The sequence below is a fragment of the Streptomyces sp. NPDC015130 genome (assembly GCF_043080005.1).
Classification (GTDB): Bacteria; Actinomycetota; Actinomycetes; order Streptomycetales; family Streptomycetaceae; genus Streptomyces.
Map to the genome: position 1 here is coordinate 91,328 of NZ_JBIBVC010000012.1, position 14,544 is coordinate 105,871.

At 74.2% G+C, this 14,544-nt stretch carries 14 protein-coding genes; 8 read left to right on the top strand and 6 right to left on the bottom strand.

The window, feature by feature from the left end; genetic code table 11:
- The first annotated feature begins 217 nt into the window (after positions 1-217).
- The 5 genes from ACF08F_RS24565 to ACF08F_RS24585 all read left to right on the top strand — a co-directional run bounded on the left by ACF08F_RS24565 (position 218) and on the right by ACF08F_RS24585 (position 5,971).
- Positions 218-1,384 carry a DUF2690 domain-containing protein gene (locus tag ACF08F_RS24565; protein WP_392300695.1) on the top strand — a complete coding sequence of 389 codons (1,167 nt, stop codon included), beginning with the start codon at positions 218-220 and terminating at the stop codon, positions 1,382-1,384.
- A gap of 226 nt (positions 1,385-1,610) precedes the next feature.
- A complete protein-coding gene (locus tag ACF08F_RS24570) occupies positions 1,611-2,600 on the top strand; it encodes a malate dehydrogenase (RefSeq protein ID WP_392300696.1) in 990 nt (329 codons plus the stop codon).
- A 198-nt stretch (positions 2,601-2,798) separates the two neighbouring features.
- Positions 2,799-4,580 (top strand): hypothetical protein, encoded by a 1,782-nt coding sequence (locus ACF08F_RS24575; RefSeq protein WP_392300697.1) that lies wholly within the window; start codon positions 2,799-2,801, stop codon positions 4,578-4,580.
- On the top strand, positions 4,573-4,953 hold the full coding sequence (locus tag ACF08F_RS24580) for a hypothetical protein (RefSeq protein WP_392300698.1): 381 nt from the start codon (positions 4,573-4,575) through the stop codon (positions 4,951-4,953). Before ACF08F_RS24575 ends, ACF08F_RS24580 begins: the two co-directional genes overlap by 8 nt.
- Positions 4,954-5,161: 208 nt before the next feature.
- Positions 5,162-5,971, top strand: a complete 810-nt coding sequence (locus ACF08F_RS24585; protein WP_392300699.1) for a hypothetical protein — start codon at positions 5,162-5,164, stop codon at positions 5,969-5,971.
- Positions 5,972-5,990: 19 nt separating this feature from the next.
- On the opposite strand, the gene ACF08F_RS24590 is transcribed toward ACF08F_RS24585, so the two are convergent.
- Positions 5,991-6,515, bottom strand: a complete 525-nt coding sequence (locus ACF08F_RS24590; protein ID WP_392300700.1) for a carboxymuconolactone decarboxylase family protein — start codon at positions 6,513-6,515, stop codon at positions 5,991-5,993.
- Between the two features lie 47 nt (positions 6,516-6,562).
- Here ACF08F_RS24590 and ACF08F_RS24595 point away from each other — a divergent pair, with 47 nt between their 5' ends.
- Entirely contained in the window at positions 6,563-7,975 is a 1,413-nt protein-coding gene (locus ACF08F_RS24595; RefSeq protein WP_392300701.1) for a PLP-dependent aminotransferase family protein, read from the top strand.
- Positions 7,976-8,106: 131 nt separating this feature from the next.
- On the opposite strand, the gene ACF08F_RS24600 is transcribed toward ACF08F_RS24595, so the two are convergent.
- On the bottom strand, positions 8,107-8,967 hold the full coding sequence (locus ACF08F_RS24600) for a hypothetical protein (RefSeq protein ID WP_392300702.1): 861 nt from the start codon (positions 8,965-8,967) through the stop codon (positions 8,107-8,109).
- Positions 8,968-9,081: 114 nt separating this feature from the next.
- Here ACF08F_RS24600 and ACF08F_RS24605 point away from each other — a divergent pair, with 114 nt between their 5' ends.
- Both ACF08F_RS24605 and ACF08F_RS24610 read left to right on the top strand, forming a co-directional pair.
- The gene (locus ACF08F_RS24605) at positions 9,082-9,384 is read left to right on the top strand and encodes a hypothetical protein (protein WP_392300703.1); all 303 of its coding nucleotides are present in this window, start codon (positions 9,082-9,084) and stop codon (positions 9,382-9,384) included.
- Positions 9,385-9,398: 14 nt separating this feature from the next.
- On the top strand, positions 9,399-10,583 hold the full coding sequence (locus ACF08F_RS24610; protein WP_392300704.1) for a glutathionylspermidine synthase family protein: 1,185 nt from the start codon (positions 9,399-9,401) through the stop codon (positions 10,581-10,583).
- 21 nt (positions 10,584-10,604) lie between these two features.
- Here the strand turns inward: ACF08F_RS24610 and ACF08F_RS24615 are convergent, their stop codons facing one another.
- The 4 genes from ACF08F_RS24615 to ACF08F_RS24630 form a co-directional block, all read right to left on the bottom strand.
- Positions 10,605-11,300, bottom strand: a complete 696-nt coding sequence (locus ACF08F_RS24615; RefSeq protein ID WP_392300705.1) for a polysaccharide deacetylase family protein — start codon at positions 11,298-11,300, stop codon at positions 10,605-10,607.
- A gap of 252 nt (positions 11,301-11,552) precedes the next feature.
- The gene (gene rocD / locus ACF08F_RS24620; protein ID WP_392300706.1) at positions 11,553-12,758 is read right to left on the bottom strand and encodes an ornithine--oxo-acid transaminase; all 1,206 of its coding nucleotides are present in this window, start codon (positions 12,756-12,758) and stop codon (positions 11,553-11,555) included.
- Between the two features lie 135 nt (positions 12,759-12,893).
- Complete coding sequence (locus ACF08F_RS24625; RefSeq protein WP_392300707.1) at positions 12,894-13,943, bottom strand: hypothetical protein; 1,050 nt, start codon at positions 13,941-13,943, stop codon at positions 12,894-12,896.
- Positions 13,936-14,520: an RNA polymerase sigma factor gene (locus tag ACF08F_RS24630; protein WP_392300708.1), complete on the bottom strand. Its 585-nt coding sequence runs from the start codon at positions 14,518-14,520 to the stop codon at positions 13,936-13,938. Before ACF08F_RS24630 ends, ACF08F_RS24625 begins: the two co-directional genes overlap by 8 nt.
- Positions 14,521-14,544 lie beyond the last annotated feature (24 nt).

Here is a 14,544-nt window from a genome sequence, read left to right on the forward strand (position 1 = left end):
GACATGGCTGTACGGCGCCCGCCCTCTCCCCCGTGGGAGGGCGGGCGCCGCTGTGATCAAGGGTCATGTACGCGCCAATGCCGTTCAAGTTCCGGCCGCTCGCTGTGTCACGGAAGTGACCATTCCGCCACCTCCCCTCCGCATCCGGGGCGCGGATCGCCCCCGGAGCTGCCATCCTTCGAGGGCGCAGGGGAGGCCGCGGACAAGGGGGGCGTACATGCCTGGCTGGAAGGCGCTGTCGGACGAACTCGACCCGGACGTCCGTGCGTTCGCCGAGCGGCTCCGGCGGCTGATCGACCGCAGCGGCCTCGGCGTCACCGCCGTCGCCGAGCGCACCGGACACGACCGGAGCCTGTGGGACGCCTGCCTCGACGGGCGTCGCCCCGTCCCCAGGACCGCCCTCGCGGGGCTCGCCGAGGTGACCGGGACCGACGCCGGGGACCTCGCGGCGGACTGGGAACGCGCCGAACGGGCGTGGGCGCGCAACCGCCACCCGGACGAGGCGCGGGACTCGGGCAGAGCAGGTGGGGCCGGTGGGTCCGGTGGGGCCAGTGCGGCCGGTGGGTCCGATGGGTCCGATGGGTCCGATGGGTCCAGCGCGTCCGGTGGGTCCGGTGGGGCCAGTGCGGCCAGTGCGGCCGGTGGGTCCGATGAGTCCGATGAGTCCGATGAGTCCGGTGGGTCGGATGGGGCCAGTGCGGCCGGTGGGGCCGCTGGGGTGGAAGGGGGTGATGCGGCCGACGGGCCCCGGGACGACCGGACCATGCAGATCCGGCGCCTCGAACCGGCGCCGACCCCGTCCCCCTCCCCCTCCCCCTCCCCCTCCCCCTCCCCCTCCCCCACCCCGACCTCCGACTCCGCACCCCCTTCCCGACCTCGCCGGACCCTGCTCCTCTACGTCACCGCCGGCCTCGGTGCCCTGCTCGTCGTCACCGCAGCCGTCCTCCTCGTCGACCTCGGCGGTACGGGCGACGGCACCGACGACCGGGCCACGGCCCCGCCCTCGCCGACCGCCCCGACCGCCGCCCCGAGCACCGACCTCCCCGCCGGGGTGAAGTGCTCGGGCGCCGGCTGCACCGGTCGCGACCCGGAGGCCATGGGCTGCGGCGGCCCCCTCGCGACCACCGTCGCCCGCGCCCGCTCCGGCACCGTCCTGGTCGAGGTCCGGCACAGCGAGACCTGCGCGGCGGCCTGGGCCCGGATCAGCGGAGCCGCACCGGGGGAGACCGTCACGGTGAAGGTCGCCGGGGCCACCCGGCGTGCCTCCGTCCCCGCGCCCGCCGACACCGACGCGTACACCCCGATGCTTGCCGTCACGGCCGCCGCGGACGCGACGGCCTGCGCCACGCTCGCCGACGGGACCGAGACCTGCACCGCGAACTGACGTACCACCAGGGGGCGCGAACGGGCGCGGACGGGTGGCAGTGAGCCGGACCACAAGGGGGTGGGGGTTCACGGGCCCCCGGGTCGGATAGCCTGACCGCTGGAATTCTCTTCATGTCGAGACACCGATCGATCACAGACCGATCGATCGTCGATCGTCGATCACGAAGGGACGTCCGGAACCCGGGGCAGGGACCCCCACCGCCAGCTGTCTTACGGAGATCGCCATGACCCGCACTCCCGTGAATGTCACCGTCACCGGCGCGGCCGGCCAGATCGGCTACGCGCTGCTCTTCCGCATCGCCTCGGGCCACCTGCTCGGCGCGGACGTGCCGGTCAAGCTGCGCCTCCTCGAGATCCCGCAGGGCGTGAAGGCCGCCGAGGGCACCGCCATGGAGCTCGACGACTGCGCGTTCCCGCTGCTCAAGGGCATCGACATCTTCGACGACCCGAACAAGGGCTTCGAGGGCTCCAACATCGGCCTGCTCGTGGGCGCCCGCCCGCGTGGCCCGGGCATGGAGCGCGGCGACCTGCTCGCCGCCAACGGCGGCATCTTCAAGCCGCAGGGTGAGGCCATCGCCGCGCACGCCGCGGACGACATCAAGGTCCTCGTCGTCGGCAACCCGGCCAACACCAACGCCCTGATCGCCCAGTCCGCCGCCAAGGGCGTCCCGGCCGAGCGCTTCACCGCGATGACCCGCCTGGACCACAACCGCGCGCTGACGCAGCTGGCCCAGAAGACCGGCTCCTCGGTGACGGACATCAAGCGCCTCACCATCTGGGGCAACCACTCCGCGACCCAGTACCCGGACATCTTCCACGCGGAGATCGCCGGCAAGAACGCCGCCGACGTCGTCAACGACGAGGCGTGGCTGGCCGACACCTTCATCCCGACCGTCGCCAAGCGCGGCGCCGCGATCATCGACGCCCGTGGCGCGTCCTCCGCCGCCTCCGCCGCGAACGCCGCCATCGACCACGTGTACACCTGGGTCAACGGCACCGCCGAGGGCGACTGGACCTCCATGGGCGTTCCGTCGGACGGCTCCTACGGCGTCCCGGAGGGCCTGATCTCCTCCTTCCCCGTCACCTGCAAGGACGGCGCGTACGAGATCGTCCAGGGCCTGGAGATCAACGACTTCTCCCGCGCCCGCATCGACGCCTCCGTCAAGGAGCTGTCCGAGGAGCGCGACACCGTCCGCGAGCTCGGCCTCATCTGAGCCACCGCTCGCCGCCACAGGGCCTGACCGCCTGACGGCACCTCGCATACCCGGCGCCCCCGGGCCGTACGACCGACCGTACGGCCCGGGGGCGCCGTCATCTCCCGCCGACAGCCGGCCCCGCCTCCCCTATGCTGTCCCACCGGTTCCACGCCAAGTGGGCCGAGAACACGGACAGTTCCGCATATCGGGGGAGTTTTGACGCAGTCGTTCGTACCGCAGCAGCCAGGACAGCCACCGAGTACACCGCCGGGCACACCGCCCGGTACGCCGCCCGCCGCGCCGTCCGCCGTCGATCCGCGCCGCTTACCTTCCGCGAGCGAGTCGACCCGCCTGCTCTGCGCCGGCACCTACCTCGACGACGGCTTCCGGGACGCCGTCATCGACCAGCTGTACATCCACGAGGAGCGCTTCGCCGCCCCCTCCCTCGGCTTCGACGCGGGCCGCGTCCTCGCGCACGCGCTGCGCGCCCGCCGTGTCGAACTCGCCTGGGCCGCCGGCATCCTCGCCCTCTGGATCATCGCGTTCCCGCTCACCAAGGGCCTGATCCTCCTCCTGCTCCTGCCCTTCCTCGTGCTCGGCCTCGCCCGCTGGGTCCGCGGCCGGTCCGCCGCCGCGCCCCTCTGGCGCACCGTCCCCGCCTTCCTCCTGCGCTGGTACGGGCGGATCTTCCTCGTCCAGTCGGCGCTGCTGCTGCTCCTGCTCGGCTTCGGCGACGACGAGTCCGGCTACGAGTTCCTCGGCGAGGTCTCCGAGGCGGGCGAGTTCGCCGGACCCGCGGTCGGCCTCGCCGCCGAGGGGGTCTTCGGCATCGGCCCGCTGGAGGTGTGGATCACCGTCGCCGTGCCGCTGCTCGTGGCCTGGGCGGTGGCGACCCAGCGCGGCCAGTTCGCCCGCGCGCTCACCCAGGAGCTCTCCAAGGACCGCTTCGCGGACCTCCGCTCCGACCCCGCCGAGCAGGCCGAGGGCGCCCGCTTCCGCCGGCTGCGCGACCGGATCCGCGTCGAGCAGCACGCCCGCCTCGTCATGTACGGCTCCGACGACCCGTTCTGCGGCGCCGGAGCCCCGTACGAGCCCTGGTCGCTCTCCATCGAGCTGCGCCCCCGCAAGAACCTCGACGCCAAGGCGCCCGAGCCGCTCGACAACAGCGCGATCATGCGGCACGTCGTCCCGCTCGTGGAGGCGCTCCGGGTGCCCTCCCCGCACGGTTCGCCGCAGCGGCAGGCCGCCGTACGGGACCGGCTGCGGGAGCTGGAGATCGACGAGGTCGTCTTCCTGCCCGTCGACGGGCTGCCGGCCCGCACCGCCGCCCCGTACACCCCGGAGGGTTTCGAGCTGCACCGCTCGGGCTCCGTCGAGGAGGGCGGCGAGACCCGTCGGCACTTCCTCCGCGTCCGGGTCGGCGGCTGGGGCGAGGAGATCGTCGCCACCGTCTTCGTCCGCGTCCACACGCAGGGCGGCATGCTGATGCTGGAGGTCGCCCCGCACGTCCTGCGCCCGGTGAAGCCGCTCTACCGGTACGCCGACCGGATCGCCCACCGCTACCGGCACAACCACCACTTCGGCAAGGCGGTCTGGGCGCTCGGCCAGACCCCGCGCTCCGCCGGCCAGGCCGCCGCCACGCTCTGGCGGGCGCTCGGCCACGGCTGGCGGCTGCTCACGGCCGGACACGCGCACGCGCTGCCCGAGGGGCCCGCGGTCTCGGTCCGCGAGCTCGGCTCCGACGACGACGCGTCGCTCTTCCAGGAGATGGACCTCAGCCGTTACCTGAAGAGCGTCCAGGACCGCGTGGCGAACGGGGTGACCGTCGCGCTCCGCGAAGCCGGTTACGAGACCGCCGAGTTCGAGCAGAAGATCGTCCACGTCGCCGAGGGCGGCACGTTCATCGAGAACACCAAGGGCAACGTCACCCTCGGCAACCACAACACCGTCACCAGCAAGACCTTCACCACTTCCACGACCGGAGGCGACCGTGGCTGACAACGACAACTCCCGTGAGCGCGGCGGCATTCACGTCACCAACACCGGCGGCAACGTCACCATCGGCGACAGCAACACCGTCACCAGCACCGTGAACGGCCCGCAGCCGGCCCGCGACCCGCAGCAGGAGGAGCTCCTCCAGGCCATCCGCAAGCTCCGCGCCGACCTCGGCGGCGTCGTCGCCTCCGAGCAGACGACCGCCCTCGACGCCGAACTCTCCGACGCCGAGGACGAGATCGAGGGCCTGGGGCGCGCCGGTACGCCCCGCCTCACCCGGCTCCGTCAGGCGCTCCTGGACGCGGGCGCGGTGACCGGGATCCTCGCCTCGGGCGTGGCGGTCGGGCAGGCCGTCGGCACCCTCCTCGGAGGGTGAGGTGAACGCCCGCTGGAACGACGAGACACAGAGCTGGGTGCCGGTCGGCGGAGCCCCGTCCCCGTCCCCGCCTCCGGTTCTGCCGCCGTCCCCGTCCCCGTCCCCGTCCCCGTCCCCGGCTCCGGTTTCGCCGCCGCCCCCGGATCTGGTTTCCCCGGCTCCGTCCCCGTCCCCGGTCCCGCCACCACCCGCGTACGCCCCGGAGTACGTGGCGGAGACGGGGGAGTGGCGGTACCCCACCGCGTCGGCCCCGAAGCCGGGGCGGGGCCGCGGCGCGGTCGCGGCCGGGGTGGCCGTCGCCGTCCTGGCGGCGGGTTCCGTGGGCACATGGCTGCTCTGGGGCAGGGGCGAGGACGGGAACGGCGCGGCCGGCGGCCCGGCGGTCTCCGTCTCGGTCCCGGGCACGCTGGACACGACGTCCTCGGAGTACCCGACGGACGGTCCGACCGACACCGAGCCCTCGTACGGGACGGACTCGCCGACGAGCCCGGCGACGGACTCGCCCACGGGCTCCCCGACGGGCGCGCCCACGCCCTCCGGCTCCGCCGGCGGCTCCACGGGCGGTGCCCCGCGGCCCGGCTACCGGGTGCAGAAGGACCTCAAGGGCTTCACGGTCGCCGTCCCCGAGGGCTGGGACCGCACCGAGTCCGACCAGGGCGTCTTCTACAACGCGCCGGACCGGAAGAGCCTCCTCCAGGTGTACGTCGTCACCGAGCCCGGCATGACGCCGTACGAGGCCCTGCGCGGCGCCTCCGAGGACGGCAGGGCCAACAAGCCGGGGTACGTCGAGATCAGCCTCGGCCGGGTCACCGGAGACCCGGCCGCCCCGGCCGACGCCGTCGAGCTGGTGTACGCGTACTCCCGGGAGGACGGCCGCCGCAAGGTCGTCGACCGGGCCTTCACCGCGGCGGACGGCAACCACTACGCCATCCTGGCCGCGGGCCCGGAGAGCGCCTGGCCCGAGCAACGCGAGGTGCTGCGCGAGGCCCTGCGGTTCTTCCGTCCGGGCGCGCACTGACGGCCGCCGCCCCCGCTCCTTACGAGGAGCGCGGGGTGTAGTGGCCGGGCGTCATCCGGGTCGTCACGCCGATCCGGTTCCAGGCGTTGATGGTGACGATCGCGGCGATGACCCGGGCGAGCTCGGTCTCGTCGAAGTGGGCCGCGGCCCGCGCGTACACCTCGTCGGGGACGAAGCCGTCGGTGAGGACGGTGACGGCCTCGGTCAGGGCGAGGGCCGCGAGCTCCCGCTCGGTGTAGAAGTGCCGGGACTCCTCCCAGGCGGTGAGCTGCACGATCCGCTCGACGGTCTCGCCCTCGGCCAGCGCGTCCTTGGTGTGCATGTCGAGGCAGAACGCGCACCGGTTGACCTGCGAGGCCCGGATCTTGATCAGGTGGTACAGGGTCGGGTCGACGTCCTTCGCGGCCGCGGTCTCCAGGCGGATCATCGCCCGGTAGAACTCGGGGACCCGCTCGGCGAGGGCGAGGCGGGGCGCGTGCTCGTGCGCGTGCTCCCGGGTGTTCCGGTCCGCCGTCGTGTCCGCTGTCGCTGTCGTGGTGGTCATGCTTCTCACCGTACGAGCGGGATGGCGCAGGAGTATGGTCCATTTCCATGGCTGACGAGTGGGCCACTTTCGGTGCCGACCTCCATCTGGAGCTACGCGGTCCGCGGCTGCGCGCCGGGCTCATGGACGCGCTCCGGGAGGCGGTCCGCAGCGGGCGCCTGGAGGCGGGCACGAGGCTGCCGTCCTCCCGGACGCTCGCCGCCGACCTGGGCATGGCCCGCAACACCGTCGCCGACGCCTACGCCGAGCTCGTCGCCGAGGGCTGGCTGACGGCCCGGCAGGGCTCGGGCACGCACGTCGCCCGCAGGGCCGCGCCGCGCCCGGCCGCACCCTCCTCCGGCCGCCCCCGGCCCTCCGTGCCCGCCCGGCCCGGTCCGCCCGCCGCCCCGGCGCACGACCTGAAGGCCGGCACCCCCGACCTCGCCTCCTTCCCCCGCGCCGACTGGCTCAAGGCCTACCGGCGGGCGCTCACCGCCGCCCCGAACGAGGCCTTCGGCTACGGCGATCCGCGCGGCCGGACCGAACTGCGCACCGCGCTCGCCGAGTACCTCGCCCGGGCGCGGGGCGTGCACGTCCGGCCCGAACGGATCGTGACCTGCGCGGGGTTCGTGCACGGCCTGACGCTCATCGGCCAGGTGCTGCGCGGCCGGGGAGTGCGGGACGTGGCGGTCGAGTCGTACGGGCTCGACATCCACGCCGGTCTCCTCACCGAGGCCGGCCTGGGGACCCCGGTGCTGCCCGTCGACGAACGCGGCACGCGCGTCGAGGAGCTGACGGACGCGGGGGCCGTCCTCCTGACGCCGGCCCACCAGTTCCCGCTGGGCGGCGCGCTCCCGCCGGACCGGCGGGCGGCCGTCGTCGACTGGGCCCGGGCCTCGGGAGGCCTCGTCCTGGAGGACGACTACGACGGCGAGTTCCGCTACGACAGGCAGCCGGTGGGCGCGCTCCAGGGCCTGGACCCCGAGCGGGTCGTCTACCTGGGGACCGCGAGCAAGTCCCTCGCGCCCGCGCTGCGGCTGGGGTGGATGGTGGTGCCGGAGGGGTTGGTGGGGGAGGTGGTCGCCGCGAAGGGGGTCGCCGACTGGGCGTCGAGCGCGCCGGAGCAGCTGGCGTTCGCCGAGTTCCTCGGCTCGGGGGCGTACGACCGGCACGTACGGGCCATGCGGCTGCGCTACCGGCGGCGCCGGGACCAGCTGGTGGAGGCGGTGGCCGCGCACTCGCCGGCGACCCGGGTGAGCGGTATCGCGGCCGGCCTCCACGCGGTCCTCGCGCTGCCGCCCGGCACCGAGCAGGAGGTCCTGCGGGCCGCCGCCTGGCACGGGATCTCGGTGCTGGGACTGAACCGGTTCCGCCGCCCCGGCGTCGCCCCGACGCTGGACGGCCTGGTGGTCGGGTACGCCACACCCCCGGACAGCGGCTGGCAGAACGCCCTCAGGGCGCTGTGCAGGATCCTGCCCTGACGGGACCGGGCAGGTGCCACTGGACGGGACCGGACGGGGCGGGCGGGCCGGGCGGGGGCGGACGGTGGGGCCGGGCGGGGGCGGACGGGGGCCGGACCCACTCGGCTGTCAGGGTGCGAGGGGCGCGGCCGTCAGGAGGCGCGGGAGGCCCGGCCCTCAAGGCGTGCGGGGCCCGACGGTTCGTCCGGTGCCGGGGGTTCGCCGAAGCGGGCCAGGGTCAGGGAGCCCGCCACCGCCACCACGAAGCCGAGGACCGCCAGCCACCCCAGCCCCTCCCTCGTACTGTCCCCGAGCCAGACCACCCCGACCACCGCCGGACCGATCGTCTCGCCGAGCACCGCGCCCGCCGTCGCCGTCGTCACCGCGCCCCGCTGGAGCGCCGAGGTCAGCAGCAGGAACGCCGCCCCGCCGCCGACGAGGAGCGCGTACCAGACCGGGTCGGCGAAGTCGATGCCGTCGATCAGCCGGACCGCCACCTCCACCACCCCGAAACCGAAGCCCGCCCCGAGGCCGAGCACGAGGGCGCGCGGCTTGTCCGGCAGCCGGCCCCCGACCACGCCGAGCAGCAGCACCCCGAAGGAGACACCGAGCAGCGCCCACCTCAGCGCCTCCGAGCCGTCCCCGTGCCCCTCCCGCCCCGCGGCGAGCGCCAGCATCGCGAGCCCCGCGCACACCACCGCCACGGCCGTCCACTCGACCCGGCTCAGCCGCACGTGCAGCAGCCGGGAGGCGATGACCGCCGTGACCGCCAGGCTCGCGGCGAGCGCCGCGCCCACCACGTAGATCGGCAGCGTCCGCAGCGCCACGATCTGGAGGCCGAAGCCCAGCGTGTCCATCCCCAGACCGGCGATGTAGCGCCACTGCCGCAGTGCCCGCCACATCAGGGCGACGTCGACGCCCCCGCCCGTCCCCGGCTCCGCGGCACGGGCCGCCATCGCCTGGAGGACAGAGGCCGCGCCGAAGCAGAAGGCCGAAGCAAGCGCACAAATCATCCCGAGAAGCACGAAACGACTCTAGGCGTTGAGGCCGGAAATCACCGGCCTACACTGTGCGGTCGCGACTGTCGTGCCCACGACGGTTACGACCGTGAAGGGGAGGCGGCGGACATGCGGAGGCTGAGGTCGAGCACGGTGGTGCTCGGCGGGATGGGTGTGCTCGCGGCGACGATCACCGCGTGCGGTTCGGAACCGGACCAGCGGTGCGTGGACCCGCTGACCCGCGAGGAGCTGCCCAGCTACCGGTGCGAGAGCGGCGGCTATGACGATGACGACGACAGCAACGGCACCACGACCCGGGGCTCGTACTACTACGGCGGCTCCGTCCGGGACGGCAGGGTGAGCGGCGGCAGCTTCAGCAAGGCGGCCGTCGACACCGGCGGTTTCGGCTGCTCGGGCTCCGGCGGCGGCTGAGGAGGCCCCGGCACATGAAGCGGCACACCATCGAGCCCCGCCCCGACTGGCAGCGGATCGTCGAGGAGCAGGGGGTCGTCTACCCCCTGACCCGCTACCCGGACGGTTCGCTGCGCCCGTACTGGGACGAGAGCGCCTACTACTCCTTCACCCTGCCCGAGGTCGAGGCGCTGGAGGAGGTCGTCGAGGAGCTGCACGCAATGTGCCTGGCGGCTGCCGAGCACATCGTCGAGCAGGACCGGTTCGCCGAGCTCGGGATCACCGATCCGAAGCTCGCGTCCATGGTCGCCGAGTCCTGGCGGCGACGTGCCGAACTGCCCTCCCTGTACGGGCGGTTCGACCTGCGCTACGACGGTACGGGCCCGGCCAAGATGCTGGAGTACAACGCCGACACCCCCACCTCGCTGGTGGAGGCCGCGAGCCCGCAGTGGTTCTGGATGGAGGAGCGGTTCCCCGGCGCCGACCAGTGGAACTCGCTCCACGAGCGCCTGGTCGACGCCTGGAAGCGCCAGGCGCCGCTGCTGCCGCCGGGCCCCGTCCACTTCGTCCACTCGGACGGCGACGAGCTCGGCGAGGACCTGATGACGGTCGCGTACCTGCGCGAGACCGCCCAGCAGGCCGGGCTCGACACGGAGGCGCTCTCGGTCGAGCGGATCGGCTGGGACCGGCTCTCGCGCCGCTTCGTCGACGACCGGCTCCGCTTCATCCGGTCCTGCTTCAAGCTCTACCCCTGGGAGTGGCTGACCACCGACCGCTTCGGGAAGCACGTCCTCGACACCCTCGACAACGGCGGCGGCACCGGCACCACGTGCTGGATCGAGCCCGCCTGGAAGATGCTCCTCTCCAACAAGGCGCTGCTCGCGATCCTGTGGGAGCTGAACCCCGGTCACCCGAACCTGCTCCCCGCCTACCTCGACGGTCCGCGCGAGCTCGCCTCGACCACGGGCTGGGTCGCCAAGCCGCTGCTCGGCCGCGAGGGCGCGGGCGTCACCCTGCACGAGGCCGGTACGGATCCGTTCGTGCGGGACGGGGAGGCCTGCTGCTACCAGGAGCTGGCCCCGCTGGCCGACTTCGACGGCAACCGGGTGGTGCTCGGCGCGTGGGTCGTCGAGAACGAGGCGGCCGGGCTCGGGATCCGGGAGTCGGCGGGCCTCGTCACCGACGAGTACGCCCGCTTCCTCCCGCACGTGATCCTCTGAGCCCGGCGGGTGCCCCGCGCCCTACTCGGGGACGTACTCCCTGAGCGGCGCGGGCGTCAGGCCGGCCTCCTCGGCCAGGTCCAGGGCCCGCTCCAGGTCCTGCGTCACCGTCTCGTTGAAGTGCAGCAGGATGATGTCGCCGGCCTTGAGCTCCGGGTCCGGCGGCGTCCACGAGCCCCAGGTCGTGAGGTCGTGCGTCCAGGTCACGACGGCCTTCGCCCCGCAGGCGCGCGCGGCGGTCCGGGTCGTCGCGTCGTACGTGCCGTACGGCGGGCGCAGCAGCCGCGGGCCGTCGCCGAACCGGGCGAGGTGCTGGTCGCGGGCCCCGCAGATCTCCGCCCGCTGCCCGGCGGCGTCGAGCGCGGTGAGGTCCGGGTGGTTGACGGAGTGGTTCTCGACGCGGGAGCGGCCCTGGTTCAGCAGGTTCTGGAAGTAGCCGGAGTCGTACGAGTAGGCGCCCGGCAGGAGGAAGAGCGAGGCGGGCACCCGGCGGTCGAGCAGCAGTTTCGCCGCCGCGGGGTCGTGGTACCAGCCGTCGTCGATGGTGATGAAGACGACCGGGTCGGTGGTCTCGACGTGCGACACCACCGGGACGGGCTCGGGCCAGGCCGCCCCGGGGGCGGAGTGCACGGGTCCCGCGGACGCGCCGAGGAGCGCGACCGGGACGAGGGCGGCGAGCGCGGCACGCACGGCGTGACGCAGACGGAGTCTCGGCATGGCGGCATCATTGGCCTAGACCAACTCTCGTGTCAATGGCCCGAGTTGCCCCGCTGTGTCGAGGTCGGCCCTCCGCTTCGACACGCGGAACCGGCATCGCCCGGGGCGGCGTCTACGGCTGAGCGCGGCACGCGGTGATCACTTCTCCTCGCCGGTGGGGTCACCGGTCCGCGCTCCCGTCCGCTGCGCGCCCGACCCGACCGGCCGCCCCGCGGAGGCGGCCCGGTCAGTCCGTCAGCCCGGCCGCCCCGGTCAGTCCGTCAGCACCTCCCGCAGCTGCTGGAGGCCCCAGTCCAGGTCCTCCTTCGAGATGACCAGGGGCGGTGCGATCCGGATCGTCGAGCCGTGGGTGTCCTTCACCAGGACGCCCCGCTCCATCAGCTTCTCCGAGATCTCCCGGCCCGTGCCCCGGGACGGTGCGATGTCCACGCCCGCCCACAGGCCGCGCCCGCGCACCGCCTCCACCGCGCCGCCGCCGGCGAGCAGCCCCAGCTCGGCGTGGAGGTGCTCGCCCAGCTCCGTCGCCCGCTCCTGGTACTCGCCCGTCCGCAGCATCGCGATCACCTCCAGGGCCACCGCGCAGGCCAGCGGGTTCCCGCCGAACGTCGACCCGTGCTCACCCGGCCGGAACACCCCCAGCACCGAACGGTCGGCGACCACCGCCGACACCGGCACGACACCGCCGCCCAGCGCCTTCCCGAGGATGTACACGTCCGGCACGACGCCCTCGTGCTCACACGCGAACGTCTTCCCCGTCCGGCCCAGACCCGACTGGATCTCGTCCGCCATGAACAGCACGTTCCGCCGGCGCGTCAGCTCCCGCACCCCCGGCAGATAGCCGGCCGGCGGGACGAGGACCCCCGCCTCGCCCTGGATCGGTTCGAGCAGCACCGCCACCGTGTTCTCGGTGACCGCCGCCTCCAGGGCGGTCAGGTCCCCGTACGGGACGATCTCGAACCCCGGCGTGTACGGACCGAAGTGGTCCCGCGCCTCGTGGTCCGTGGAGAAGCTGACGATCGTCGTGGTCCGGCCGTGGAAGTTGTTCGCCGCGACCACGATCTTCGCGTGCCCGTCCGGCACGCCCTTCACCTCGTACCCCCACTTCCGGGCGGTCTTCACGGCCGTCTCGACCGCCTCCGCCCCCGTGTTCATCGGCAGCACCGCCTCCTTGCCGCACAGGGCCGCGAGCTGCGCGCAGAACTCGGCGAAGCGGTCGTGGTGGAAGGCGCGCGAGGTCAGCGTCACCCGCTCCAGCTGCGCCTGCGCGGCCTCGATCAGCCGACGGTTGCCGTGCCCGAAGTTCAGCGCCGAGTACCCGGCGAGCATGTCGAGATAGCGGCGCCCCTCGACGTCGGTCATCCAGGCGCCGTCCGCCGAGGCGACGACGACCGGAAGGGGGTGGTAGTTGTGAGCGCTGTGCGCCTCCGCGGAAGCGATCGCGTCTTGCGTCCTCGACACGGGGTCTCCGTTCGTCCTGCGGCCCGGGAGCTCAGGGGTTGTGGCTCCCCTTCTTATCGTCGCTCGCGCACCGGACGCGGAAACCTCGGCGACGGCGCGCCCCCCACTCCGCGAGCCCCTCGCCCGCCGCCGCCCTCAGCCCGCCGACTCCGCCGTCACACGCGCCTCCTCCCGGTCCGGTATGCCCTCCAGCCGGAAGGTCAGCGCGCCCCCGCCCCGCGTCCAGAGCAGCGTGGGGCCCGCCGTCCGGACCTCATGGGTCCAGACCCCGCCCGTCCCGTCCGTCATCGGGACCGTCAGCAGATGCGGAGCCGCGAACCAGTAGCCCTGCGCTCCGTCCGGCAGATCCACCCACTCCGGCTGCGTCCTGACTTCCTTGGCGAAGCCGATGTCCAGCCGGGCCGGGAACTCGTCCAGCCGCACCGTCCGCTCCCCGTCCCGCCAGCACAGGCTGATCACCGCCCGCCCCCGCTCGGCCGAGCCCGTCACCGCGACGGCGTCCGGCGGACCGAGCGCGCCCGGCACCACCGGCTCGAAGCCCGCCCTGCGCCCGGCCTCCGCCAGGGGCACCGGGTCCGGGCAGCCCGGCACCGCCCCGCCCGGCGGCGCGGTGCGGCCCTCCGGGGCGTACCGCACGGTCACGCCACCAAAGCCGAACCACTCCGCCACCGCCGCCCGCACGGGCGGGGTGAGCACCAGCACGATCAGCACCCCGGTCAGGCCGGCCACCAGCGCCCGCCACCGCTCCCGAAGCCACGCCCGCACCCCCGCCCACCGCCGCCGCCACGGCCCGGCCGGCTCCGGCTCCGCCACCGGTGTCGGCGCCTGCTCGGCGAGGAGCTGTGCGAGCACCCGCTCGGCCATGGACCCGCCGTCCACCTCGGGCACCCGAAGCCGCCGCCCCAGCTCCCGCAACTCCTCGGGCAGCCGCTCCCGGGCCATGCCTTCCCCGGCCACCCCTTCCCCGGCCACCCCGTCCCGGGCCACCCCGTCCCGGGCCACCCCGTCCCGGGCCACCCCGTCCCGGGCCACCCCGTCCCGGGCCACCCCGTCCCGGGCCACGCCTTCCTCGGGCACCCCGTCCCCGGGCACGCCGTCCCCCGACACCCCGTCCCCGGGCACCCCGTCCCCGGGCACGCCTTCCCCGGGCCCCCCTTCCCTCCGCGGCCACCGCTCCTCAGCCACGCTCCTCACCTCCCTCCAGCGCCAGTCCCAGCTTCTTCAGCGCCCGGCTCAGCCGGGACTTCACCGTCCCCCTCGGCCAGCCCAGCGCCGCCGCCGTCTCCGCCTCGTCCAGCTCCAGCAGATAGCGGTGGATCACCACCTGCCGATGGTCCTCGGAGAGACCGTCCAGCGCGTCGAGGAGCCGCCGGCTCCGCTCTCGCTCCTCCGCGGTGACCGCCGGGTCCGCCGACTCCGGTATCCGCGGCTCGCCGCCGAGCAGGTCCGCCTCCCGGTCCGCGACGGCCCGCTGCCGACCCGCCGAGCGCACTGTGTTCCTGGTCTCATTGACGACGATCCGCAGCAGCCACGGCCGGAACGCCGCGCCCTCCTTGAACCGCCCCAGCGAGCGGTACGCCTTGAAGAACGCCTGCTGCACCACGTCCTCGGCCTCCGGCCCGGCGCCGCACGCCACGGCCGCCCTCAGCGCCACCGCCGTGTGCGCGCGGACCAGCTCCGCGTACGCCTCCGGCTCTCCGGCGCGCACCCGTGCGATCACCACGGCCTCGTCCTCGACCAGGCCCCCCTCCCGCGTCCCCACACTCTTGATACACCGGCAGTCGGG